This window comes from Indioceanicola profundi (assembly GCF_003568845.1).
In the GTDB taxonomy this organism is placed as follows: Bacteria; Pseudomonadota; Alphaproteobacteria; order Azospirillales; family Azospirillaceae; genus Indioceanicola; species Indioceanicola profundi.
Window position 1 is genome coordinate 220,194 of the sequence record NZ_CP030128.1, and the last position, 24,980, is coordinate 245,173.

Below are 24,980 nucleotides of genomic sequence, written 5' to 3' on the forward strand. Positions count from 1 at the left end.
TCCGAATCCGTACATGACGATTCCCACGCAAGGAGGAGCCCTGCCGGAAGGCCGGCCCGGACAAAGCAGACTGGCTGCACGGGTTGTGGTTGGAGATGCGGGCCGGACTATACCCGCTTTACAAAGACCCAGTAGCTGTCTCCGACCAAAGCCTTCTTCATGTGGACCTTCACCTTGGTCGGCTTCATGTTGTAGTCGAACGTGTATTCGATCATTGTATTGAGATTGCCCGCCTTCACGCCGGCATCGAACGCGCCCTTGAAGGCCGGCGTGTTTGTGCACGGAGCGACCTCGGTGAAGAAGTTCTTTCCGATCGCGGCCTTGGGATCGCGGCCGGTGATCGCGCCTTCCGCCGCATTGTATTGCAGAATTCGCCCCTGGGCATCGAGCTGAACGGCCCCGAAGGCCAGACCGTCAATGTCCTTGACGGACATCTTGGCCATGACGTTCTCAATATCGGCCTTGCCGAATTCCACAAGCTGCATGCCCCCGATCATGAACTTTCCTCCCGTTTAATGCCGCCAGCACGGCGCTGGAGTGGCCTGACAGCAAAATAGAGTTAGTTTTTCCCCATCCATACCCGTTACGTTTTAGACACCTAATACTTTCGATATAATTACTGGACGGGGGTCTGGCGCGATTCCCGACCTACTGCCATGACCTTGGGACATTGTGGGGACCTGTCTGGCCAACCGGTGAGGGTCATCAAGTTCGCGTTGGATGTGACGGTCCAGGCTCTGGCCCGGCAGCGCAGCGAGCACGTCGCCAGTCTCAAGGAAAGCGTTGCGGCGGGCGCGCACGAACTCAACCTCTCCATGGAGGAAATTGCCGCCAGCATGGTCCGGGCGAAGGACACCACGGATGGCGCCTCCGCCATGGTGGCGGGTGCCGACAGCTCGGCACAACGCCAGCACGATTACATCAAAAATGAAGGGGCAGCACCCGAGGGACAGACGGTCAAGGGCGGCGGGCCGAAGATGTTGCGCTACCTGCTCGGCAGGCGGAAGGTCTGGGGAGCGGCCCTCGGCTTCGCGGCCTATGGCTACGTCTTCTTCCTGTTCCTGACTTGGTTGCCAAACTAGTTGGGCATCAGCATCATTAAGTCGGCCGGGCACGCTGCCATTCCGTGGCTCTGCGGCACGGTGGCGGAACTGATCGTCGGCGGCTGGCTTGTCGACCGGCTGATCCGCCGCGGCGCGGACGAGGCCAAGGTGCGCAAGACGGTACTGATAGCGGGTCTGCTGGTGGGATTGAGCGTGATCGGCGCGGTCTTCACCAAGGACCCGGCCTGGGCGATCTTCTGGATCTCCCTGTCCCTCAGCGGCCTCTCCTGCGCCGCCCCGGTCTGCTGGACCGTTCCGGCCCTGATCACACCAAAGGGCGCCGGCGGCACGGTGAGCGGCATCACCAACGTCTTCAACAACATGTCCGGCGCTGCGGCCCCGGTGATCACCGGCTATATCATCAGCGGAACCGGTTCCTTCGCGCTGGCCTTCGCCTGCGCCGGCGTTGCCCAGCTGATTGGCATCCTGTCCTTCACGATGGTGCTGGGCTCCTTCGATCCTGTTCCGGACCCGGAATTCGTGAAGTCTCCGGAGGACGACCTGGACCGGCAGTCCACCGGCGTGTTGAGCCAGTCCAAGGCGGTCTGACGCCGGACCGGTAGACAGCAGGGGCGGGTCCGATCGGACCCGCCCCTTTTCGCGTAAGGATCGGGCAATCGCCCTTGTCGGTGCGGGGCGCTGTCAAGTTGCTGGCGCGATGGGGGATTTTGGCCCGCCGATCCGTAGTCGTCTCGCGGATCAGCCCACCTGGGCAAGGCCGGCGTCTACGCCCCAGGTGATAAGGGCGCAGCTGTGGGCGGCGCGGTACTCGAAGGCAGAGGTGAGCTGTCGACGCACCTGAAAGTGGTTGTGGATCAGGCTATGGGAGGAGAGGATCCGCTGGGCGTGGCCGGCGGATCTGAACCGTCTCATGTGCCGCTTGCGCCGTCGGGTGCGGGACTTCGCAGCGAGTATTCAGGCAGCGGCTCTGCCATGCTTGCCGTCGAGCTTCAACTCCCTTTTCGCGGCCGCGTATGATCTCAGCCGGTCGGTGATGATGACCCGCGGCGCAAAGCGCGGCGCTTTCAGCAGTTTGCGAAAGAAGCACTTGGTCGCCCTCGTGTTGCGCCAGCTCTGGACCAGGATGTCGAGGACGAGTCCGTTCTGGTCGATCGCGCGCTATATGTAATGCTTGCCGCGGATGCGGATAAACACTTCATCCAGGAAATGCTTGTTGCCCGGATTGAGCCGACGGCGCTAAGGGCGGCGGCGAAGTCCCGACCGAAATGCAGTCCCCCGCTCCCGGATGGTCTTGTTACCGACCTCAATGCCGCGCCGCCTGGATCAGCTCGACCTCGCGCGGGCTCTAGCTGAAGCAGTGGTACAGCATACGGGTTCGCTGATGATCTCGACCGTGAAGCGGATGCAGCAGCAGGGACCGGGCGCCGGCAACCTGACAGCTCCATTTGGAAAGGCTGCACATCGGCGCATCCCAGGGCGGGAGCAAATGGTTCATCTCCTCCGGGCAGAGACTGTTGACCCAGGCGGCGGGGCAGGGGCCTCTGCTGGACCGCCCGATGCCATCGGCAGAAGCACCCCGACGGCGAGGGCAACCGCCGAAGTCGCTCAGGGCTGCTTCATAGGGTCAAATCCTTGAGAGTTGCTCTCTTCTCAGCCCCGTTTCCGGCTCAGGTCCACAGGCTGGAGCAAGTGGGACCAAAGCTATCTGGTTCTTATTAGAACCTTACCTTTATGGCCGCCCGCGCGGAGCGAGGCTCCACCGGATGGAAATGTACGTCCGCAACAGAGGCGTCCTCGCCTGGCAATCGAGATGCGAAGTAGTAGGTTATGTCGTAATCGTTAGCATCAAACAGGTTGAAGATATCGAAGCTGAACTCGAACGCGCCGACTTTGTACGCTAGGCCGAGATTGACCAGGGTTGTTGCTCCCGAGCGCAGGGAACCGTCCTCGATCAGGGGCATGCTGCCGAAATGGCGCAGACGGAGGCTGCCGTTCAGGCCGGTGTCAAAAGTGGCGACGGCACCGACCCCAAGAACCTCTTTGATGCTGCCAGGGATTCGGTTCTCACCATCTGGTGCGTTTCGGAACCTCGCCCGCGTGGTGGCTGCAGATAAGTCGAGAGTCAACCAGTCTGCCAGCTGCCAGAAAGCCGCGACCTCTACCCCATAACGGCGGGATCCCAGGTTTGGTTCGGTTGTGCCGGCATCGCCCACGAACACCAGTTCAGAGTCCAGGTCGAGCCAGAAGGCGGAGAGTGTCACAAGCAGCGTTTCGGCAAGGCGGGTGCGGACACCAAGTTCGGCAGCTTCGGATTTTACTAGCGGTTCTACCTGGTCAACCGCCGCGCCCGTGGCGGGATCTATCGTCGTTGTCGCGCCGCGGACATCATTGGAGTGGAAACTCTGCCCGTAGTTACCATAAAATTCCGTCGCGCTTCCGGCGAGATATGCAATTGAAAGCTTTGGGCTGAGGATGCTGTCATTCCCATCCCCGCTATTTTCCCCCACATGCGAGGCAACGTCGAACCGGTAATGATCCGCGCGTATGCCGGTCATCGTCCGCAGCCGATCGGTCCAATTTGCCTCCAGCTCCACATAGCCTCCTATGCTGAATTCGTCCACGGCATCTTTACGGACCGTGGAGATCCTGCGGCGCGATACCGTCTGATACAAACCGACATGATCGATTTGATCGTGGCGCACATCCGTTCCGATCCTCACCACTGCCTCTCGGCCGACCAGACCGAAATCATGCGCATAGTCGGCGGAGCTACCCCAGATCGTGCGCTTATCACGCTGTTCGAATTCGTCTCCATTCACCGGATCGGTGAGAAAATAGGTGAAATTGGAGAACAGTCGGAAATCGTAGGCAACGGCATAGACGCTGGCCGTGAGACCACCAATTTCAATTTGTCCGGTTAGACTCGCTCGAGTGGTCTCGCCCCCCAGATCGGGGTCAATGAAGCCATATCTTGAGATGAGGCCTTGCTCCACCGCCCGCTCGGGAATCTGGTCACTCCCGCGCCAGTCCGATTGGTAGAAAGTACCGGCAAGTTCCATCCGCCCGCGCTCAAGGGGTATGGTGTACTTGATCAGGCTATTCACCTTTTCCAAGTCCTCCTCCAGCTTCCACGGCCCGTCGTATGCTTCCCCTTCGACTGCGAGCAGCAGGGTGGCCGGGCCGAGTCCGAAAGAGTCGGCAGCGATGCCGCGGTAATAGTCGTTGGATCCCACGGTTAGTTCCACAAATCCTTTTTCCAGCTGGTCATATGTTCGGATCCGGGCGGTACCGGCTGAGGAGAAGTCGCCGTTGGCGGCGTGGTGGGTTCCCTTGCTGTACTCAACCACCTCCACAAGCTCGGGAATAACGAAGTTAAGATCGAGGTATCCTTGCCCATGTCCATGGGTCCGGAGGTTGACGGGTACAGCGTCGAAATAGGCGGCGAAGTCCGTTCCATGATCCAGGTTGAAGCCGCGGAGGAAATACTGGTTGGCTTTGCCACTGCCGGAATGCTGAGTAGCGATAAGACCGGGTACAACTTCAACCAGTTCTCCCACGCGCATGATGGGCCGGGTAGAGAAGTCCGCATAGCCGATGACGCCCTGGGACGCCGCACTGGCCTTGCCGGTCAGGTCCAAAGCCCGTCCCCAGATGATGAGTTCATCCTCTCCCCCGTGCTCAAGCATCTGTGCGTGAGCAGTGGAAATGCTCATCCCTGCCAGGGTCGCCAGAACCCACTTTCTGGTTAGGATCGGTTCAAGTGGGAAGCTGAGTGCCGACGGCAGGGCCAATCGGCCTTTCACGCTGGATCTGATGAAGTCAGAGGGGATCACTGATGTGGCGCATGAGAAGGCAACGCTCATGGGCTCCTCCAGCCTTGATATGGCCCCGATATAGTAGGCGATCGGGCATGGCTGACCTGCCGGATTTTGTCGAGAAAGTGCGGTACCTCTGGGGCTGGGCCAAGGGCTGATGCTCTACTTTGTATGATCTGCCATTCTTCCCTGACCGGCCTGGACCGGGCGTGTGACGGCTTTCTGGAGCTACTGTCAACGTGCCGACGAGGTGATACGTTATGGTGCAGTAGTTCTTCGGTGGCCTTCCGAGTCAGCCCACTTGGGAAATGTCGGTCGCGGCACCATCAACTTCTTGGTCGTTGGGATTCCGTTGCAAAATTTGACGGAGGGCATCGGGGCTTTGGCTTCAGCCGATTCTCCGAGAGGATCCTGAAGGCGGTTCGCTGGTATCTGCAATTCCCGATCAGCTATCCCGATCTTGAGCGCATGCTGGCCAGCCGTGGAATCATGCTTGCCCACACCACCCTTAACCGCTGGAGCCGAACGAGTACAGGCGGATCGATGAGACCTAAAATCAGGTGAAGGGCTGCTGGATATCCCTGTACCGTGCTGCGGGATGCACGCGGGGCAGACCATCGACTTCCTGCTTAGCGCGAAGCGCCAAGCGTGATGCCGCGATCGCTCGGCCCTCTTCCGCAAGCTGTGGCAATGCAAGTACCTGAACAACAGCGCAGCGGCCAGCCACCGGTTGCGACGTTCTGATCATGGTCCGCAAAGGCCAGGTCGCTGCCATCCCCGCCAGCCTGTTCGGTGTCGTCGCCTGAAGCGGCTGAATACCCTGCTGTCGACATTTCAAAAACAGTGCCACATCCGTTGATGCATTTGCATCATCGGTTCAGGTATCACTTGCCCCGTTTGTCGCCGTGCCGGTGGTCGACATGATCTCGAATCCATTGGAGCAAGAAATCTGCGACCCGCAGATGGTTACGGTCCTGCATAAACATGTGAGTGTTGCCGTGCAGGCCGACATCCGGCAAGAAGACGACAGCCGCATCGCCTCCTTCCGCATTGATCCTCTCGGCATATTGGCGGCAGTCGCGCAAGGCATTTGCCCATATTCCGGACGTGTCCTCCTCGATAAAATCACCGAAGACGACAAGGGTTGGGATTCTAGCCAGCGACTCATACTCCTGATCAGTTAATGCTGTGGCCGCACAGTTGCCGGGCTCCAGTGAGATCAGCCCTTTTATGTCGTTGGTCGCGTTCTCCGACAAGGCCGCACGTTGCGGAAAGAACCCCGATTGCGAATGTCCCATGAGAATGGCGCCGTTCAGATTATCGGACAGTGTGGCAAGTCGCGCCCAGGTCGGATTTGGCGTCGGTAACCAGCCTATCAGATCAGGCACCATCTGCTGGAACAGTTCGTCAAATCCATCCTCCGGAAACTGCTGACCGGGGAAAAGTTGATCATATTCAGGGCCAAATCGAAAGATCTGCCAGGCCCGCTGATAACTAGCTTGGTTGATGCGCGGCAGGTCGGAGAGAGGACGCTCTCCGGCCCTGACCTGCTCATAGATGGTGGCATTGAAACCAGACCGTCCGCGGCCAACCTGGTCGGGTACATAAACCGGATAGCCTTTGCGCACGAAGTACTCGTCCCAGCCCATGCGCCCGTCCGGGGTGGTCTCATAGGTCTTTCCGGTCAGGCAGCATCCATGCAACATAACCACCGGCAGCCTGCGTCGCTTGGTTGCGGGGATCATGTACTCCACATACATCTGCCCCACGGTGATATCGTCGTCCGGCCCGCGCGACATGGTTTCGCCGCCCACAAAGAAGCTGCCCTGGTCTTTGAGGATAAGCGGCGAGTGGCCACGGCCTTGGTTGCTGCCCCCCTTTGCTTCTACGCTTAGGGGGGCAGCCGCCATCAGGCAGAAGGCTGAAACGGCGGTAAGGACCCCTGTGATGGACCTACGCATTCCTGTGTCCTCCCGAATTGTGACTTCCCGGAAAGCCGGATGCTCATCAGCGCTCGCGGTTGAGCGTGATTAGCGGCAACATGAAGAAACCGGCGCTTTCTTGCGCACCAGCGCTGCAGATCTGTGCAGCTCGAGCAAGACACGGCAGTCTGCCAACACAGTATGCCGCATCTTTGGAGAACATGCGGCGTGTTGAAGTCGCATGTGAACTTACCGTAGCAGGAGTGCTACCCGTCCCCACAGGGACATAGGCATAATCACATCTGCTATCTTGAGCATCTTCAGAATATCAAAGAATGCGCGGAACTTTTCACATCGCGCTCTATGGATAAGCACGGGATACTTACATATTTGCGTAAGCCCACCCTCTTAGGGTGCGCATAGGGTGCGGATGTGAATATAATTGCGGGGTGATGCGGCTTTTGCGGCCGAAATGATGGACATTTCGACTGGTTCGACCCAGCGAGCGTGGAGAATGCATATTTGTTTGTATGTTTTTGACGGCCTGCACCTGCTTCTATTGACAGGTTGCACTTGGCGTCTTGCAGCTACGGTAGAAGGAGGCCTGACAATGTTGTGTTCTGGGCATTGCCCCAGATCGGGGAGAACGGAGATCGTATCATGTGCCAAGGGCTGCCAGGAAGCGCAGCAGTAAGAGCTTGCTTGAGCAGTTCACGTCGGAGGTGACGTCTCAAGCGATGCGCTGCTATTTGCAGGATGGTGCCAGAGCGGAGAATGGCCACGCCCTCTTCGTACCTCGCAGTAGAGCTTGCAAGCCCCGAGTGTGGCCACGGATTTCGCAAAGAACCAATCACAGCAGGCCCGCGTCGGACGGCGTAGACCGAATGATTGCCACAGCTTGCTTGTACCCCCATCCTGTCCAGACTAGCCTGCATCGAAGATCGTCAGATTCCGCGCCTGTGGAGAGAGTACATGATCGGGCACATAATCCAGGCGAACCGATTGAAGATTCTTCTTGGCACAGCTTGCATCGCGCTTGCGTCGATCATCGGGCTGCAGATTGGGACAGACGAGAAGAGGCCTGTGCGAGCGGCGCCGGTGCAGGTCGTTGAAGAGCCGGAAGATGAGGAGGCGGTGGAGATCGAAGTGGCTGACTTCGATATGAACCCGCGGTCAGATTATGATGAGGTGGTCGAGCGCCCGCTGTTTCACGAAAGCAGGCGACCAGTCGTGGCGGAAGAGGCTGAACCCGCGCCCGACGTGGCGCTAAGTGCGATCCGCTTGGTCGGCATCCTAGATATGCCACCGACAAAGGTCGTCCTGATCGAGAGCGACGGATCGCCCCGCATCGAACGCGTTCCGGTCGGCGAAAAAATCGGTGCCTGGTCCGTCGAGGAGATCGCACGCGACCGCGTCATCCTTGTCAAGGGCGAGCAACGGTCCGAAATCAAGATCAAGGACCGGGCACCGCCACCGGTCCAGGACCAGAGGCCGCCCCCGCGCGCCAAAAATGAGGTTGCGTCAGTGCCGCCGACCGGGGCTCAACTCGGCGCTGAGGTGCAGTCGAAACAACGCTGATGCCAAACCCGCTTCGACAGGAACAGGGGTTCGCACTCTTACTCGTCCTGTGGACGCTAGCCCTCGCATCCGTCGTGCTGGTTGGCTACGCGATGAACACCCGCAGCGAACTCACGGTGGCCAAGAATCAGATCGCAGCCGCCAAGGCCCGCTTGTTGGCTGATTCCGGCATCGAGATTGGGATACTTGGGCTGATCGGAGATTTTGGAGATGGCCAGCCCTGGCCGCGCGACGGCAAGGTACAGGAGTTCGACTTCGAGAACGGCACCGTCTGGCTCAGTTTGCAGGACGAGTCCGGCAAAATCGACCTGAATCAAACCACCGACGAAGTTCTGGCGGCTCTCTTTGCCCGGCAAGGTCGAACCGATGGAGATGCGGCCGTCGCGGCCGTCAATGCATGGCGACAAGTGCGGCGGAGCCAGTGGAAGCAAGCATTGGGTGGGCGGATCATCGATGAAGAAATCGATCTTCCAGCCTTCCTCGACGTTGAGGAGCTCCGTCAAGTGCCTGGAATAACTCCGGAAGTCTATGCGCGAATACGGCCTTTCCTCACCATCCATTCCGGTATGGCGACAGTAAATCCGCTGGTTGCCCCCGCGGAGGTGCTGAGGGCCCTACCTGGGATCGATGTTGATCAGGTCGAGGCGTTTCTCGCCAGTCGCGACGATTATGATAGCTGGCTCGACGCCCCGGACGCACAGGATTATCTGGCGGACACTGAAGCGGGCGCGGTAACGATTCAAGCTGTTGCTGTGGAAAGAACCGGGGCGCGCTTCGTTCGAGAAGCGGTCGTGGCGGAAGGGGAAAGCGCTACGCGTCCTTACCGAATCCTAGAATGGCGCACCGTGCCGGACGAGCCAATCTCAGGCACGGAATAGACCGATCCAGGTTGGCTGGCCGAATGGCTCGGCACGCGCGCAGCTGTTCAGGACCCGGCACATGCATCGACTTGTTTCCGGGTAGCTGGCCCGTCGAACACGCCGTGTTTCATTCGACGCAGCAGCCGGTTGAGCACCGGAAGTGCCGCTCTGCTGGACGACCTGACCAGTCTGGCGGAGATCGAGGGCATCTCTGGAGGATGTGGCCAAGCAGAGGATAGGGCCTGGTTGGAATGTCCACCTCTGTCACAGGTCCAAGGCTTGCACAGCAATGCCCGCCTGCCTTCACCGGCCGTGGCGCGAAATTGAGCGGTGGTCGCACATCTCTGTCCGAGCAGATGTCGGCCCATCCTTATCCGACGGAGAAAAGGCACAGCAACCTCTACAAAGCCGCGCCTTACCACGTGCCATATCCATTTTCACCCTGAGCGCCCTGGTGTTTATGTGCCTACTGAGTAGCCATCCAAGCGGTATGTGGAGCGTAATCAGAGTTGAGTCGCTACGGTGCCAGTCAGGACACCGCAGCAGCTTTCATTCAAGGGGGACTGCCACTGACTGGCGAAGCCGGTGGATGCGCATTGTCGCGCACCCACCGCGATTCCACCGCACCAGGACAGGCATGCGGACTAGTATCGGTCCTTCTTTCCGCCCTTGCCGTTGTGGAAGAGGCGCAGGTCTATGGAGTTTGCCATTGCCTCGTAGCCAGCATCGCTGGGATGGAGATTGTCGCCGCTGTCATATGCCGGCAGCAGGCGGCGCGGGTTCGCGGGGTCACGCGTCACCTTGTCAAAATCAATGACGGCGTCGAAGGCTCCACTTGTGCGAATCCAATTGTTGACGGCCTGACGCTTGGCCTCGCCCTCCTCGCTAAAGTAGCCGGCCCCCTCGAAAGGTGTGAGGGTTGCGCCATAAATTTTCAGGCCCTTCGAGTGCGCACGCTCGATCAGCTGGCGGTATCCAGCGATAATGTCTTCCGCGTTTACTTCCTGATCGGGAAGGAATTCGGAGAAGCCGATGTCGTTAATGCCTTCGAGCACAACAACATACTCAGCTCCGGGCTGGGCCAATACATCCCGGTCAAAACGCGCCAGCGCGTTGGGACCGATGATATCGTGCAGCACGCGATTGCCGCTGATGCCGGCATTTGCCACGGCGCGCTCTGGCCCCTTATTGTTCACATTGAGGCGCTCAGCCAGAACGTCGGGCCACCGGTTATTCTGATCCGTAGTAGCGGCGAAGCCGTCGGTGATGGAGTCTCCTAGGGTCACGATGGTCGCGGCATCCTCTTCAGCCGTAACCTGGACGCCGGTAAGAAAGTATCGGCTTCCAGTCAGCTCCGCTCCCTCCATCCTGATGGTCTCGGTTGTGTCTCCTGCGGCGATGAAGGATGTTTGGCGGCCGAGCAGGTGAGCCGTTGCTGGACCAGTCTGCTCCGGCAGATACAGGCTGACCGCGAGGCTTGCCAGATCCGGAATGGTGAGGTCGACAGGATCGCTAAGTACCGGTGCTCCGGGCGGAATAACAGTGGAGGTATTTCCGCCGAAGGTGAGCTGGCGCAGGCTCCCTTCCCTTATCCCGGAACCGACCTCGTGCAGCCCGATGCTGGCGGCGCCGATCTTCAGGGGTTGGTCTCCGATCTCGTTGGAGACGCGGATGCGAACCTGCGTACCGCCGGCGCTGACCCTAACGACGTGCCGGATCGTCTGATTGTTGAAGGTGTGCGGCTGTTCTTCAGGGTTCAAGCCGATAACAGACGTCTGGGGACTGGCGTACCAGGTACTGACCCAGTGCTCGTCATGCCCATAGCGGCGGTAATCGTCGCGAGCAAATGCGCCGTCGGCCGGCGGCATGGCCATAATTGCTAGCGCTAGCGACGTGGTCGCCAGCCGGAGCAGGCCGCGACGGCTTAACCAGCCGGTTCGCGAAGTTGGGGCAGACTGCGTATCTTTGGTTCGCATAAGACGTTCCCCCGATTTTCGTTACTAGGATGCACGAAGGCATTCCGGCCCTATAGAGAGTCCGGTTGCTAAGGGCCCCGCGGAGCCAGCGATCGCCGCGCCCTGACATGTTGGGCACCAGCGTGATAAAGGGCTACGATGGGGCGGACGCCGCTAGTCATGGCGACGGGACGGCTCACGATGGTGATTGCGCGCGAACAAGTCCAAGGGAATGAACTCACTCATCGCCCTTATCCCTTCGTCGTCGGAATGCAAATAATCGCCGCTGTCGGTGCCCCAACTCCCGTTCCAGCGACTATCGCCGCCGGGAAAGCCTCCATGAAGGCGCTCCCGGTCGCCAGATTGCGTGGCAACCGGGACAGAGGTTAATACAAATGTTTGTGCGGCGGCTCCCGTGACAAGCAATATGTGCCAACTGGGCGTGGCCAAACCAGCGGCGAAGCGAGACCGCGAATCTTTCTTCATTTGTATTTCTCCAAAGTATCTATCTGCTGCGAGCGGAATTTTGAGAGAGAAAAAACTTTCCCAGCACCAACGCTGAGATCGGGATACTTATTGCGGGGGACAAGCCTGGTGCGCGGACAGATGGAAGATGCATCAGGCCGCCCTCTTGTTCGGGAATGGCTGGAAGCCCGGCAAGCACGATTATTGGACAGGACATAGGGAATTTAGCTGCTCTGATATCCTTTGGCTCAGCCGGAGTTCCCAAGGTTACTCGCCCGTCCGGATCGAGCGCGCATTATTCCTGACGGATATAAGCTGCCGTGACAGGCTTCGACGGGAACAGCCCACCTATATCGCTGCCGTCGCCTGAGCCGCGCCTCCGCTGTCGGCCGATCCAGAATCGAGTACCCGATATGGCCATAACGGCAATTCCGAGCGGCAGTGCAATCAAGATGATTGCCGCGATATCCACATCCGGCCACTGGACATATTCTAGCCCAGCGAAACGTTCGAGCATCCAATGCCAAGCCGTATGCGCAACGAGCGCCGACAACAGTGCGATGCAAGCGCGGCGCGCCCGTTCGCCGTTAAAGACCAGAGATAGAACAGGCAGCACGAGTATCAGGAACAGAACCTGGCCAAGCTCGACGCCGACATTGAAGGAAACCAGCGATAGCATGACATGGCTTCCCGCGAACTGCAGCTCCTCGCGAAGAAGGAATGAGAATCCGAATCCGTGCACAAGGCCGAACAGACCCGTGACGACCCAGCGTCGGCGACGCGCCGTATCCGCCACATCAGGGAACCAGGCGCTGACGATGTTCTCCGCGGCCATGTAGACGATGGAAAGCGCAATCAGGGCTTCAATCAGCGGCGGAAACCAGTTGCCGGACGGCGCGATGCCGAATGCGGCAGCCACCAGCGTGACGGAATGCCCGATGGTGAAAGATGTGACCACCGCCAGAAGCGGCCAGAATTGGCGCAACCGGAACGGCAACGCCAGGCAGAGCAGAAAAAGGAGGTGATCAATTCCCTCGAGAATATGATGAAATCCAAGGGATACAAAGCTGCCTGCGGCATAACGCCAGCTTGGGTCGAGCGGTATCCAACGCTTGTCGCCATGGATCTGAAGAAGGCGTGCGGGCCTGCCCGGCGAGCGGAATTCTACGAACATTTTCATGCGCCCTGACAAGCCGAAGGCGCTGTCTATGGACAACGCGAATTCCGACCGATCGGACTGGATCGGATAGTTCAATAGGACATCAAGATAACCCTGGTTCCAGAATACATTTGTTTCGGGCGGCAAGGCCGGACCGCGAATGTGGTCCCTGGCCTGTTCAAAACTGGTGAAACTATCTTCGGAGGGTAGAGAGATACGGCTTTGCGCATGTATTGGCGTCAGTTCGACGCTGTTCTCATAGAGAGAAAATTCGGTCGCCGTGGCGCGCATAGCCTGATCCAAGCCGGTCTGGAGCTTGGGCAGGTCGAGATATCCTGGCCCGCGCTTGGGCAGGCTCATGCCTTCCATCACGGCTAGCGGAATTCGGTGCATAACGGTAAGAGAATTGCCTTCCGGCTTAACGTAGGACCGAATCAAGATTTCGTCTGGGATATCGTGAGCCGCACTTGTCTTCGCGAGGCACAGCGAAGCAAGAACAACGCAAAACAGCAAGGATAGATGCCATTGCTGGAAAAGGATTCTATACACTATTGTCCTCCCCGCAGATGCAGGCCCTTATTTGGATTTTTTGGGCGCGTGCCGCAGAACGGCCTGGCACCCAAGTGCCAGGCCGTATTCACTCATTATTTGTTGCTCGTGCGGCAGCCACGTGAGCCGTAGCGCAGAAACTTCTGGGCTCTCTTGCCGGTATCGACTTCGGCCGTATACATGTTGCCGTCGGAGTCGGTTGCGACGTTGTGAACCCAGTGGAATTCGCCGGCATGCCGACCGTGCCGCGAGAAGGTGGAGAGAAGCTCCAGGCTCGTGCGATGCAGCGTGTCGGCATATTGATTGGTGCCGTCCACATTGTGCAGGCAGCTCTGCCGCCGGTCGGAGGAGGTGTCGAGATCCCAAACAGACCCGTTCCCCAGCGTGTCAGCACGAATGTATTTTTCTGTGACGAAGCCGCAAGTACCTTCGTTTCCGTTCTGGTTGGTACATGCCCGTCCGACTTCGTTCTTTTTGAAGACCTGAATGCGGTTATTCACGCGGTCGCACACATAGACGAGATTATCGTCAGTGATGCGCACGCAGTGCACTGGGTTCCGGAAATAGGGGATGATCTGTTCCCCGCGATCATTGGCGTAGGGCCCAGCATCGTCCGAAGCCGCGTCATTGACGGGATTCTGCCCGTAAGCGCCCCAATGCCGCTTGTACTCGCCGGTTTCGGCATCGACCACCACGATGCGATGGTTGCCATAACCGTCGGCGATATAGAGCTCATTGGTCTTGGGGTCGACCTCCATATCGGCGGGCAGGTAGAGACGCGGTGTTCCGTTGTCAGCACCGTTGGTGTCGTTGCTGTCCGGGCCAACGAATCCGGGCTGGCCGACCCGCATCAGGAACGTACCATCAGCGGAGAATTTGAGCACATGAGAGTCTGCCCCATGCGTCCCGGCCCACGGGAAACCACCTTGCCCGCTGCCATTGCCGGCGATGTAAACATTGTCATTGTGATCAACGTAAATCCCATGCTCGCCGGCCGGCCAGACGCAGCCTTCGTCCTCTTTACAGCGCCCGCCGATAAAACCTGGATCGGCCGGGCCACCCCAGGCGCGAAGCAGATTTCCCTCGCGGTCGAACTGCATCACGGCAGGGGCCGGATTGCAGCAATCCGCTAAGGGCCCGTTCGGACGCGGGTGTCCCAAGGCACTGATAGGAACGCCTGCATCGTTGGTGGCTTCCTCTCCGGTAGTGGGATCGGTGTAAGCGCCCATGGCCGCCGCCTCGTCGCTGGTAAGGCTGCGGGCACGCTGGACGATCCAGATACGATCGCGCCGATCTACCGCGATGCCGCCAACCTGGCCCACTGTCCATTGGTTGGGCAGTGCCTTCGGCCATCCCGCGTCAACGACGAAGTTCGGAGCGTTGCGGATTGCCCCATCTTCCGGCAAGGTGCGATCCACCAGTCGTTTCAGCGAGTCCAAGACATCACTGAAATCGAGCCCTCCGCCGCGCACCAAGCCATAGTGGCGCGAGTCCGTTGACTCCGCGAATGCGGACCCGGCGCTCATAGCGTTGACCGCCAGGAGCGCAGTAACTGTAGCCGCACGCATAAGCATGCTATTTTTCATCATTTCCTCCCATAGCGTTTCTGTAGGCGGACCTACAGTCTTGCTTACCCGACGCAGGGCCGATGCGTGGTGAAAGCGCGCCACGGAATGGTCCCGCGGGATGTTGGCATTCAAGAGATTAAATCGGATGCTCGGGACCGAGCGGCAAATAACTGTTCCTGCTCCCAGAGCAACAGAAACTCGTATGCGGCGGCCCTCAGCCTAAAGTGCGAGAGGCAGTCATGCTGAAAAGCACCTGCACAGTCGCAGGATATGACTATCGGACCAAGTTCACATGTTAGAAGGCGACGATGCTGCTGTCAAAACCTTTAAGTAAAGGAATCGAATCTATTCAGAGTGGGCGTGTAGAAAACGGAGGATGACTTTTGTCGTTAGCGTCTCGCCATGAGTCGTTTGCGAGGCAGGGCGGTCGCATAAATATACGATAGAATCTGGTTTCCCCGCCCCTTTCTGGCGGCGAGCAGAAGGCAGGGTTGATCACTTTATCTTGAGATACGGGGCGCCGCCAACACGGAAGGAAGCACATTCCCATCCGCGTCGGCCATATCTATCCGGACAAGAAGGGGCAGTGCTGTGGCGTCGCGCCAGCTGTTATGCCAGCTAAGGCCCGCTTCATCCCTAACTCGCCCAAAATAGGCGAAACGGACTGAGATGATGCCGGCATGAAGGACAGTTTCACGTTCCGCTTTCCCGGGCGGCAGGCCGGTGTAGGGCTGCCAAGTAATGACGAGACCCCGCTCGTTCGCGGTGACAGCGTAGACCTGCAGGCCACCGGCAGGCACGCTTTGCGGAGCCGGCCCGACAAAGGACAGATGGTCTGCGGCGCCGTCAAAAAGGATGATGTCGCCCGACCATGAAATCGGAACGGCAGGATCGGCAGCGGCAATTCGGGTCCGTAGAAATGATTGGGCTGCCGCCAAACGACCGGCACCGTCGAGGCGGTCGGCATAGCGTCCGACATGATTGGTCGCCAGTTGGAAGGCTGCCGCGAGGACAACCCCGAGCAAGGACAGCAGCAGCATCGCAACCAGGAGCTCGACCAACGTAAACCCCTGTTCCCTTGGATCAGTCCAGAAGGGCTTGTTCATTCCGCGGCCCCTGACATAAGGGCGGAAAGGGTAATGTTTCGCTGCCGAGGACCTTCCGACCAGAGCACTGAAACAGTGACCAGATAAGGGCGCAAGCTTGCATCCTGGGGCTGGGGCAGGAAGTCCCAGAGCTGGACCTTGAACCTGCGCTCATAACGACTATCGATCTGCTCGATATCCTCGCCCGGAACGAGATGTAGGCGCGCCCGATATAGCTCAAGACCGGATTCTGCCAGGAGAAGAGCGCGGCTGGTGTTCTCGGCCAGCGCGCCTGCCCGCAGGCCAAGCGAGAACAGGCTCTGTAAAGGCAACAAAACGACCATCGCCACGACGAGGGCGACCAGCACTTCGACAAGGGTGAAACCGCGCTGCCACGCCCTAGTTTGCACGCTCCACCTGTTCCCGGATGGTAATGCCGCCGTCCAGCCAATCCACCAGGATGTCATAGGCGACATCTCGAACTGCCAAGGTGATGCCGCCGCCGCTGGAGCTACCATCCGGGTAGAAGCGAATGGTCGCCGATCCCTCCAGAATCTGCTCCTCCGCTGTCCGCACGCTCATCGCTAGCCCAGGAGGGAGCATGTTGCGGGCCTCGCCCTGCGCCCAGAACGAATTGGTGGAGAGGTCGGCATGGAAATACCGGCTATGATTGGCAATCAACGCTTGGCTCCTGGCCTCGCGCAGGGTTGCGGCAATGTCGTGGGCGGCATTGAGCAAGTCTCTGCGGCCGGGTCCCATCGACAGGCTGGGCAGTGCGACGGCAAGCACAGCTCCCACGATGGCGAGCACCACCAGAAGCTCGACCAGGGTAAAGCCTTGCTGCCGCCGCATTTCCGTTCACCTGCATTTACCGGCCCATCACGATGTCCGCATCATCGCCGGAGCCGCCGGGGGCGTTGTCGGCGCCAAGACTGAAGATTTCGTATTTGCCGCTCTGGCCGGGCTGACGGTACTGGTACGGGCGGCCCCAAGGATCCTGCGGCAGGCTATCTACCTCCAGATACGGCCCGTTCCAGCCCGAGACGCGCTGGGGTGCCGCCATCAGCGCGTCGAGTCCCTCTTGCTGCGTCGGATAGCGCCCAACATCAATCACGAACATGTCCAGAGCCGTTTGGAAATTGCGCATTTCCAGCTTGGCGGTGTCGGTCCGCGCCCGGCCCAAATATCCGAGCACGCGTGGGGCGGCCACGGAGGTGAGCAGGCCGAGAATAACCAGGACCACGAGCAACTCCACCATGGTGAAGCCCTCCTGTCCGCATCGCCGAGCCGCAACGTTCCTAGCGTCGGTCCGTAGCATGGATATTCCCCCTGATCACATGGTTATATCGTAGACGCTGAGCATGGCCGTCAGAATCACCATGATCACGCCTGCCACGACCAGACCCAGCGCGATCGTAATGGCAGGCGTTAAAAGAGCCAGGGCGCGATCAATAGCGCGCTTTGTATCCGTTTCTAGAATATCAGCCAACTTGAGCAGCATCTCGTCCTGCCGTCCGGTCTCTTCACCGACCCGGAGCATATGGCTCACCAGGGCCGGAAAGACGTCGGTTCTGCGCATGGGTTCGGCGAACCCGCGGCCAGCGCGCACCTCATTGGCGACTGTATCCAGCGCATCGGCAAAGACCCGGCTACGCGTCACGTCGCGGGTCAACCCGATCGCCGCCGGAAGGGCGACACCGTTGCGCAGCATGGAACCGAGCGCACGACAGATATGGGCAGACTCTGCTTTGGCGGCCAGTTCGCCGACCACGGGAGCGGCATAGAGCCGCCGCTCCCAATTTACGCGAGCCGTGGGATTCCTCAGGTGACGCATAAACACCAAGACAGTGATGAGAGGGACGAGCATGATCGCCCACCACCACTCATTGATGAGCTGCGAGAATGCTAAAAGATTGGCGGCAGCTCCTGGAAGGGCGTCCCCAGCCTGCTTAAACATCGGCTTGAAACGGGGAACAACCGCACCGAACAGAATAAAAAGGGATATCAGGCAGGTCAGGGTCACGACGGCCGGATATATGAGAGCCGACTTGATGTGTTCGCGGGTTTCTTGCGCCCGTTCAAGATAAAGAGCCAAGCGTTCGAGCGCAGTATGCAGTTGTCCTCCGGCCTCCCCGGCGCGCACCATGCTGACATATTGAGGCGGGAATGCGCTGGGTTGGGCTGCCATCGCATCGGCGACGGAGGATCCGCCGCTTACGCTATCGAGTATCTTCCCCAGGACGGCGCGCGCGGCCGGGCGTCGGGCGGCTTCGCGTAGAACGGAAAGAGCATCGTCCAGGGCAAGACCGGCGTTGAGCAAGGTGGCCAGTTGAGCCGTTAAAGCCGCCAGCGCCGTGGGCGAAAGCCTACCAGCACGCTGCAGCGTGATACGCATCGCGGGCAGCGCGGCTGAACCTGCTTCCTCAACGCGGATCGGGATTTGACCCAACGCGTGCAGCCGGTCGACCACCGCTGCACGCGTTTGCGCGTCGATCACGCCTTCCACCGTTTCTGTGCCGTTCTGAACGGCCATATAGCGGAACCGCGGCATGTCAAACGTCCCTGGTCACCCGTAGGACTTCCTCAATGGTGGTGATGCCATTCAGGGCTTTCAGCACACCATCCTGATACATGGTGCACATCCCTTCGGCCACGGCAGCCCTGTGAATATCCAAGGCCTCGGCCCGCTTCAGAACGAGGCGACGGATCTCGTCAGTCACGACCAGCACCTCGATCAAGGCGATCTGGCCATGATAACCGCTGCCGTGGCATGCCGGGCAGCCAACCGGCTCGTACAGTAGAATATCGCGGTTCGGGGATGACGGAAAGCCCATGCGACGCGCCAGCTCTGGCAGGACCCGCTTTGGGCGACGGCAGCCCGGGCAGAGCTTGCGGACCAGACGCTGGGCCGTCACGCCGGCCAGAGTCGAGGTCACCAGGTAGTCCTCGACTTTCATGTCCAGCAACCGGGTTACGGAACCGGCGGCGCCGTTAGTATGGAGGGTGGAAAGCACCAGATGGCCCGTCAGGGATGCTTGGATGGCGACCTGGGCCGTCTCCAGGTCGCGCATCTCGCCCACCATGATGATGTTGGGATTATGGCGCAGCAGCGTGCGCAGCACCTCAGCAAAGGTCAAACCGATCTGGGACTTCACCTGTATTTGGTTGATGCCGTCAAGCTGGTACTCGATAGGATCCTCGACGGTGAAGATCTTGCGTTCGGGCCGATTGAGGCGCTGCAAGCTGGCATAGAGTGTCGTGGTTTTGCCGCTGCCGGTCGGGCCGGTGACCAGAACAATTCCTTCGGGCTTGTCGAGCAAGGCCAAATACCGGTCTAGCGCGTCCGGCGCAAAACCGAGCGCACTGAATTCACTGACCAAGCTCTCGCGGTCAAGAACCCGCATGGTGATGGCTTCGCCATGCAGCTGGGGCACGGTGGCAACCCGCAGGTCGTAGTCCTTGCCGCGGACAGCGATACGGATACGTCCGTCCTGCGGTAGGCGGCGTTCAGCGATGTTCAATTTCGCCATGATTTTTATGCGCGAGGCCACGGCAGCGCGCAAGCGGGCGGGCGGCGGTTGCACCTCTCGCAGAGCGCCATCCACGCGATAGCGGACGCGCAAGCGGTCATGACAGGGTTCAATGTGAATGTCCGAAGCCCGACTTTCGACCGCGCGGGAAATAATTGAATTAACCAGCCGGATCACAGGGGCTTCGCTTGCGAGGTCGCGAAGTCGCCCGACATCATCGTCCAGCCCATGATCCTCGCCGCCGAGATCGTCCATGATCTCATCCACCGCATCCTTGCCGCCGCCATAGAGCCGGTCCAGGGCGATTTCCAGGTCGGAGGGCGCGGCGACATGGATCGAAACGGGCTTGCCGGCCAGGAAGGACATGGAGCGGGCGGCAAAGGCATCCAGAGGGTCCGCCATTGCCAGGATCACTCTGTCAGGCTCATTGCCAATCGGGAGTATCCTGGACTTGCGCAAGAACTTCGGACTGGCGGCCTCAAAGACGGGTTCGTCGGGAAAGCTATCGGGCAACGCCAACGGTATATTGAGTTCTTCCGCGCAGGCCTGGGCGACATCGCGTTCCTGTACGAGGCCAAGGCGGGTCAGAACGTCTTCGATGCGGTCGCCAGCAGCGGCCAAGCGGAGTGCTCGTTCCAAGGCAGCTGTATCCAACTTTCCGGTAGACACCAGCCGAGCCGCGAGGCTGCGCTCGTAAGAGTCGCGGTCGACCGTGTCAGCATCCGTCTGCAGCATCTCCATGGTGGAGCCTTTCAAAACCAGAACGCAACAGGGCCATATAGCCAAGTAAGCCAAATGCCCATGCACAGGAATGTGCCGAAAGGGACGGGCTCGGTGGGGGACAGAGCCCTTGTTCGAAGCGACTTGAAGGCAATCATGAACAATGCCAAGAAGGATGCGATCAGCACAACGGAGGGTAAGCCGACCCATGTGACCCAGGCCCCCCCTGCGGCCAGTAGCTTGGCATCGCCGAGACCAATACCCTCACGCGCTTTGATCTGCTGGTATCCCCACCCTAGAAGGCGGATCGCGCCATAGCCGGCTACAGCTCCGATTGCGGCAGCGGAGAAGTCCTCTCGCCAGAACAAAAAGGAGGCGCCGAGTCCGAGCAAGACGAGGGGCAGGGTTAGGAAATCGGGCAGGATCAAGCGGGTGCCATCGATGCACGCCAGAACCAGCAGGATCCAGCCGAGCAGGCAGCTGGCCCACAGGGCTGGACCCGATATGAGGGTCGCCGCCCAAAGCGCCAAGATCAGAGCCCCAATCTCGATGGCAGGGTAAAAGACGCTGACCCCGGCATTGCAGTGACGGCAGCGACCACGTGAAACCGCCCAGCTAAGCACAGGGACGAGGTCCAATGCGCCAAGCTTGGTTCCGCAGGAAGTGCAGCAAGATCTGCCAACAACGATGCTGGAAGGCACGTCCATCCGCGCCACCACGACACCAAGAAAGCTGCCGATTACCGGCGACGCAAGAACAGGCAGCACGTCGGTTGCGGTCATGGCTCACCGCTTCGGAACTTTTCGATGCTCCTCTTCTAGCATAGGCGAGTCATCCAGGAGGGCCGCTCATTCGAGGCAAACATGCACACCCTTTGAGCGGGCCACGGCACATAGTTGTGCAGCGGCAGGCACTCTCTTCAGGGTGACGACAGGACGGATCGGTCCCATGGACCTTGATAGAGGACAGGCCCGAACGACGCCTCGTCGGGAACACCAGGATGGGGCGGCAGATGATCCAATGAAATCTTGACTTATTTTGAGCTCGCCCCCCATACGGGCTTAGAAAGCCAACGCCGGTAAGACGGGCGAGGCCGCGTGGAACCGCCAGTGTTGACATTTGCTGTCCTCTTGGCGGATCGGCCGGTCGATAAGGGGAGCGATCCATGCGGGGCATGTGCCGATCGGCCTTAATTAACGCTGCCATGTCCATGCAGAATATCGGGGTTCGCTTCGGTTCGACCCTGCTGGCCGTGTCAATGGCCGCGGGGCTGATCGCGGCTTGTTCCCCGCGTCCGGAGCCGAAGGGCCTCTACACGGCACAGGGCGGCCGGGCGCAGGGCAGCCCGCAGCCGGGGGGCGCCGCAACCGGGACCCCGCAGCCGGTCGCGGCGGGACTTTCCCAGCAGACAGCGCAGCCGAGGGAATTCTTTGGCACCGGCATGCCTCCACAGGGGCGGACGGCAGACGGAACGAACAGGGCCGCCCCCGTCCGTGAATTCGAACAGGCAAATGGCACGATCGCTTTTAACTATGCCGGTGTCGAGCTGCGCGAGGTCGCACGGGACATTTTGGGCACAGGGCTGGGCTTCAATTATACAGTAGACCCACGAGCACAAGCCGCAATTACAGCGCAAACGGCGCCGCTGCCGCGCGATGCTGTTCTGCCTGTGTTCGAAAGCATCCTGCGTACCAGCGGGCTGGCTCTGGTCGAAACCGACGGGCTGTACCGGATCATTCCGCTGGAGGATGCCGCGCGAACGGCTGCCGCGCGCGGGAGGGAACGCGCGGGTTACGGTGTGCGCGTTATCCCCCTGCAATCTGTCCAGGCAGCGGAACTGAAAAGCGTGCTGGATCCGTTCGTACCTGCGGGCGGCGTGCTGCAGGTCGATCCGCGGCGCAACATCCTGGTGGTGTCCGGACCGGCGACGGCGCTCAACGATTTCGCGGATCTGGCCAACGAGTTGGACGTCGACTGGCTGGCAAGCCGGTCCTTCGGCATCTATCCCTTGAAAGTGGGGTCGGCGGAGGATATCGCCGCGGAGCTCGGCCTGATCCTGGAAGAGGGGGATGGCGGCGGGCCTCTCGCCGGGCTGGTGCGGGTTGTGCCCGTCGAGCGCCTGAACGCGGTGCTGGTGATCGCATCGCAGCCAAGCCAGCTGCGGCAGGTAAGGGCTTGGATCGAGCGGCTGGATTATGGCGACGACCAGACCACGCCCCGTATTTTCGAATATTATGTGCAGAACAGCCGCGCCACGGATCTGGCCAGGGTTCTATCGGAGCTGCTGACATCGAGCAACGTGGTGACGACGGGCGGCGAAACCGCTCCCGGAACAACATCCGGCGAGATCGGCAGCTCAGACTTCTCCTTGAGTGCAACTGGAACCGGAGGCGCGAACGGTCCGGCCGGCGGGCCGCGTGAATCCCTTGCGGACGGAACCGCGCCGGATACTGCGCAAGCGTCCGGCCCGGCCGCCAGGATCGCGGAAAGCCGCCAACGGGAACGCTCGGGCTTCGGCGACGACCAGCAGCGGAGGGGAGGGGGCGGAAGAGGCGGTCAGGATGATGCGCTCGACATGCCGGCCGTCAGGATCGTGGCTGACGAAAAGACAAACGCGCTGGTGATCCTGGCGCGGCCGCGCGATTACCCGATCGTCGAGAGCATTATCCGGAAGCTCGATATCGTACCCATGCAGGTGCTGATCGAGTCCACGATCGCGGAAGTCACGCTTAATGATGAGCTCCGATACGGCATCCAGTACTATCTCAGGGAAGGCAACCATCAATTCCAGCTCAGCCAGGGCGAGACAGGTCCGATTGGCCCAACGGGCATCGGCGCGGTATTCCCGGGCTTCAACTATGTTCTCACCACCTCCGATGCTGTCGGCGTGATCAGTTTGCTGGACAGCGTCAGCGACGTGAATGTGATCTCGTCGCCGCAGTTGATGGTTCTGGATCACCAAACGGCGGCTCTGCAGGTCGGCGACCAGGTTCCGGTCGTGACCCAATCGGCGCAAAGCGTGGTCAATCCGGACTCGCCGATCGTCAACAGCATCGACTATCGCAATACGGGCGTGGTGCTTCAGGTTACGCCGCGGGTGAACGCCAACGGCTTGGTCACGCTGGAGATCGACCAGGAAGTCAGTGACGTGGCGCGGACAACAAGCTCTACCATCAATTCACCCACGATTTCCCAGCGGCGGATCGTTAGCTCGATTATAGTTCAAGATGGCGAAACCATCGCGTTGGGTGGCCTGATCCGGCAGAACGAAACCAACGGGCGGAGCGGCATACCGCTGCTGTCCGATCTTCCGATCATGGGGCCTCTGTTCCGGACAACCACCAAGGCGACAGCGCGCACAGAGCTGTTGATTCTGCTTCGACCCAAGGTGATCCGCAACACCACGGACGCACGTACGGTAACGCAGGAACTGCGGGATAGGATGCGCGCAATCAAGCCGCTCGAGTAATGGCTTTCAGGCAGCGGGCTGACGGGACACCGGCGAAGTCATGGGGGCTAACGCTCCTGGGTGGGCGACGGGCTCTTCTCGATGAGCCAGGCATTACTTTGAACAAAGCAGGTAAAATGATCCGCAAAAAACGTATCTAGCTCGACGGAGTCACGGCCTTAAGTTCCTGTTTTCCTAAGTAGTTGAAGCATTGCTCGCAAGCAGCCGTGACGAACCTGGCGGGCGTCAAAGCAGAAACGCAACCCCTCTGGCTTACCTAGAAGGAAGGCGGCCAAATCGAACAGGCAGCGTACCGCCTCAAATCAGCTGGTCTTTCGTGTGCTCTGAATCGGCCTCCTCAAATACAGCCGCCCCTGACCAAGGTCGAGGGTTGCCAAGGAAGGAAACAGAAGTGACAATTAGGCGTCTGTGCTGATTTGCCGCTTGGCAGATTACTTGGCCACGCAGCAAACGAAGTAAAAACAGGCGCTTTGGCGCCTGGGAAACAAGCTGCACCGGAAGGATCGATGATGATCTACGTCGTGCTTGTTCCGCACCGAGTTCACCGGAACCGGACAGGGTGCGGCTAAGCCGCCGTCCTTCCCGCATAAGCAAGAACTATCTGTCCCAGTCGGGGCTCTGTGCTGAAGTAGACAGCATCGGGCTGGTCAGGGCGGGATCCATGCCAGCTCACGGCCCGTTTTGAGCACCCTCAGCGCTTCTCTTTGCGGTGGGGAGCACCAGTAGAAAACAAATCGAACGGAGGAAACCATGCGTGCACCAGTTGCCCTGCTTTCTGCGATCTTTCTGATGCAGGCTGTTCCAGCCTTTGCAGCTGAATACGGCACCGCCGACGAGGCAAAGGCCATGCTTCAAAAGGCCGTTGCGGAAGTGAAGGCCAACAAGGAGGAGGCGCTGCAAAAATTCAGCCAGGGGCAGGAAGGTTTCAAGGATCGCGACCTTTATCCATTTTGCGGCGGCCCGGACGGCATGTTCACGGCCCATCCCACGCTGGTCGGGAAGAGCCTTCGGGATCTGAAGGACAAAACCGGCAAAGCACTGGGCGAAGAAATCTATAAGACCGCCGAAGAAGGCGAAATCAACGAGGTCAGCTACATGTGGCCGCGGCCGGGCGAAACGGAGCCCGTCCAAAAGATCAGCTACGTGACCAAAGTCGCGGACCAGGTCTGCGCGGTTGGCTACTACAAGGAATAAGGGTTTCCTGACAGTCGGGTCCGAGAGGGCTTCACCATCGACGAGCG

Annotated in this window: 22 protein-coding genes; 6 read left to right on the top strand and 16 right to left on the bottom strand. The window is 59.8% G+C overall.

Translation table 11 applies throughout. The features are described 5' to 3' along the window. Positions 1 to 107: 107 nt before the first annotated feature. A complete protein-coding gene (gene pyp / locus DOL89_RS22300) occupies positions 108 to 485 on the bottom strand; it encodes a photoactive yellow protein (RefSeq protein ID WP_119681757.1) in 378 nt (125 codons plus the stop codon). A gap of 210 nt (positions 486 to 695) precedes the next feature. Between pyp and DOL89_RS22305 the strand changes: the two genes are divergently transcribed. Next, positions 696 to 1,082: a hypothetical protein gene (locus DOL89_RS22305; RefSeq protein WP_119681570.1), complete on the top strand. Its 387-nt coding sequence runs from the start codon at positions 696 to 698 to the stop codon at positions 1,080 to 1,082. After that, positions 1,083 to 1,652 (top strand): MFS transporter, encoded by a 570-nt coding sequence (locus DOL89_RS22310; protein WP_119681571.1) that lies wholly within the window; start codon positions 1,083 to 1,085, stop codon positions 1,650 to 1,652. Between the two features lie 150 nt (positions 1,653 to 1,802). Here DOL89_RS22310 and DOL89_RS25190 read toward each other — a convergent pair whose 3' ends face one another. From DOL89_RS25190 to DOL89_RS22325, 4 genes are all read right to left on the bottom strand, one after another. Continuing rightward, entirely contained in the window at positions 1,803 to 1,976 is a 174-nt protein-coding gene (locus tag DOL89_RS25190; protein ID WP_162937804.1) for a hypothetical protein, read from the bottom strand. Positions 1,977 to 2,018: 42 nt separating this feature from the next. Beyond that, positions 2,019 to 2,216: a DDE-type integrase/transposase/recombinase gene (locus DOL89_RS26110; protein WP_119681758.1), complete on the bottom strand. Its 198-nt coding sequence runs from the start codon at positions 2,214 to 2,216 to the stop codon at positions 2,019 to 2,021. 563 nt (positions 2,217 to 2,779) lie between these two features. Further along, positions 2,780 to 4,927 (bottom strand): TonB-dependent receptor, encoded by a 2,148-nt coding sequence (locus tag DOL89_RS22320; RefSeq protein WP_119681572.1) that lies wholly within the window; start codon positions 4,925 to 4,927, stop codon positions 2,780 to 2,782. 836 nt (positions 4,928 to 5,763) lie between these two features. Next, on the bottom strand, positions 5,764 to 6,840 hold the full coding sequence (locus DOL89_RS22325) for an alpha/beta hydrolase family protein (RefSeq protein WP_225890087.1): 1,077 nt from the start codon (positions 6,838 to 6,840) through the stop codon (positions 5,764 to 5,766). 933 nt (positions 6,841 to 7,773) lie between these two features. Between DOL89_RS22325 and DOL89_RS22330 the strand changes: the two genes are divergently transcribed. Further along, complete coding sequence (locus DOL89_RS22330; protein ID WP_119681573.1) at positions 7,774 to 8,379, top strand: hypothetical protein; 606 nt, start codon at positions 7,774 to 7,776, stop codon at positions 8,377 to 8,379. 92 nt (positions 8,380 to 8,471) lie between these two features. Next, positions 8,472 to 9,257 carry a type II secretion system minor pseudopilin gene (locus tag DOL89_RS22335; RefSeq protein WP_162937805.1) on the top strand — a complete coding sequence of 262 codons (786 nt, stop codon included), beginning with the start codon at positions 8,472 to 8,474 and terminating at the stop codon, positions 9,255 to 9,257. 626 nt (positions 9,258 to 9,883) lie between these two features. Here DOL89_RS22335 and DOL89_RS22340 read toward each other — a convergent pair. The 11 genes from DOL89_RS22340 to DOL89_RS22385 form a co-directional block, all read right to left on the bottom strand. Beyond that, positions 9,884 to 11,107: an SGNH/GDSL hydrolase family protein gene (locus DOL89_RS22340; protein WP_225890059.1), complete on the bottom strand. Its 1,224-nt coding sequence runs from the start codon at positions 11,105 to 11,107 to the stop codon at positions 9,884 to 9,886. A 261-nt stretch (positions 11,108 to 11,368) separates the two neighbouring features. Next, positions 11,369 to 11,680, bottom strand: coding sequence for a hypothetical protein (locus DOL89_RS25195; RefSeq protein WP_162937806.1), 312 nt, complete (start codon positions 11,678 to 11,680; stop codon positions 11,369 to 11,371). Positions 11,681 to 11,954: 274 nt separating this feature from the next. Further along, entirely contained in the window at positions 11,955 to 13,178 is a 1,224-nt protein-coding gene (locus tag DOL89_RS22345; RefSeq protein ID WP_162937807.1) for a HupE/UreJ family protein, read from the bottom strand. A gap of 284 nt (positions 13,179 to 13,462) precedes the next feature. Continuing rightward, on the bottom strand, positions 13,463 to 14,956 hold the full coding sequence (locus DOL89_RS22350; RefSeq protein ID WP_225890060.1) for an NHL repeat-containing protein: 1,494 nt from the start codon (positions 14,954 to 14,956) through the stop codon (positions 13,463 to 13,465). Positions 14,957 to 15,435: 479 nt separating this feature from the next. Then, positions 15,436 to 16,041, bottom strand: a complete 606-nt coding sequence (locus DOL89_RS22355; RefSeq protein WP_119681578.1) for a prepilin-type N-terminal cleavage/methylation domain-containing protein — start codon at positions 16,039 to 16,041, stop codon at positions 15,436 to 15,438. Then, positions 16,038 to 16,430, bottom strand: coding sequence for a prepilin-type N-terminal cleavage/methylation domain-containing protein (locus DOL89_RS22360; protein ID WP_162937808.1), 393 nt, complete (start codon positions 16,428 to 16,430; stop codon positions 16,038 to 16,040). The genes DOL89_RS22355 and DOL89_RS22360 overlap by 4 nt, the downstream gene beginning before the upstream one ends. Then, positions 16,420 to 16,872 carry a GspH/FimT family pseudopilin gene (locus DOL89_RS22365; protein WP_119681580.1) on the bottom strand — a complete coding sequence of 151 codons (453 nt, stop codon included), beginning with the start codon at positions 16,870 to 16,872 and terminating at the stop codon, positions 16,420 to 16,422. Before DOL89_RS22365 ends, DOL89_RS22360 begins: the two co-directional genes overlap by 11 nt. Positions 16,873 to 16,888: 16 nt before the next feature. After that, entirely contained in the window at positions 16,889 to 17,338 is a 450-nt protein-coding gene (gspG, locus tag DOL89_RS22370; protein WP_119681581.1) for a type II secretion system major pseudopilin GspG, read from the bottom strand. Positions 17,339 to 17,353: 15 nt separating this feature from the next. Continuing rightward, positions 17,354 to 18,571, bottom strand: a complete 1,218-nt coding sequence (locus DOL89_RS22375) for a type II secretion system F family protein (protein ID WP_119681582.1) — start codon at positions 18,569 to 18,571, stop codon at positions 17,354 to 17,356. 1 nt (position 18,572) lies between these two features. Continuing rightward, positions 18,573 to 20,291: a GspE/PulE family protein gene (locus DOL89_RS22380; protein ID WP_225890061.1), complete on the bottom strand. Its 1,719-nt coding sequence runs from the start codon at positions 20,289 to 20,291 to the stop codon at positions 18,573 to 18,575. 11 nt (positions 20,292 to 20,302) lie between these two features. After that, positions 20,303 to 21,052 (bottom strand): prepilin peptidase, encoded by a 750-nt coding sequence (locus DOL89_RS22385; protein WP_119681583.1) that lies wholly within the window; start codon positions 21,050 to 21,052, stop codon positions 20,303 to 20,305. Positions 21,053 to 21,435: 383 nt separating this feature from the next. On the opposite strand from DOL89_RS22385, the gene gspD reads away from it, so the two are divergent. Next, positions 21,436 to 23,739, top strand: coding sequence for a type II secretion system secretin GspD (gene gspD / locus DOL89_RS22390; protein WP_119681584.1), 2,304 nt, complete (start codon positions 21,436 to 21,438; stop codon positions 23,737 to 23,739). 750 nt (positions 23,740 to 24,489) lie between these two features. Continuing rightward, complete coding sequence (locus DOL89_RS22395) at positions 24,490 to 24,933, top strand: cache domain-containing protein (RefSeq protein ID WP_119681585.1); 444 nt, start codon at positions 24,490 to 24,492, stop codon at positions 24,931 to 24,933. The last annotated feature ends 47 nt before the right edge of the window (positions 24,934 to 24,980 follow it).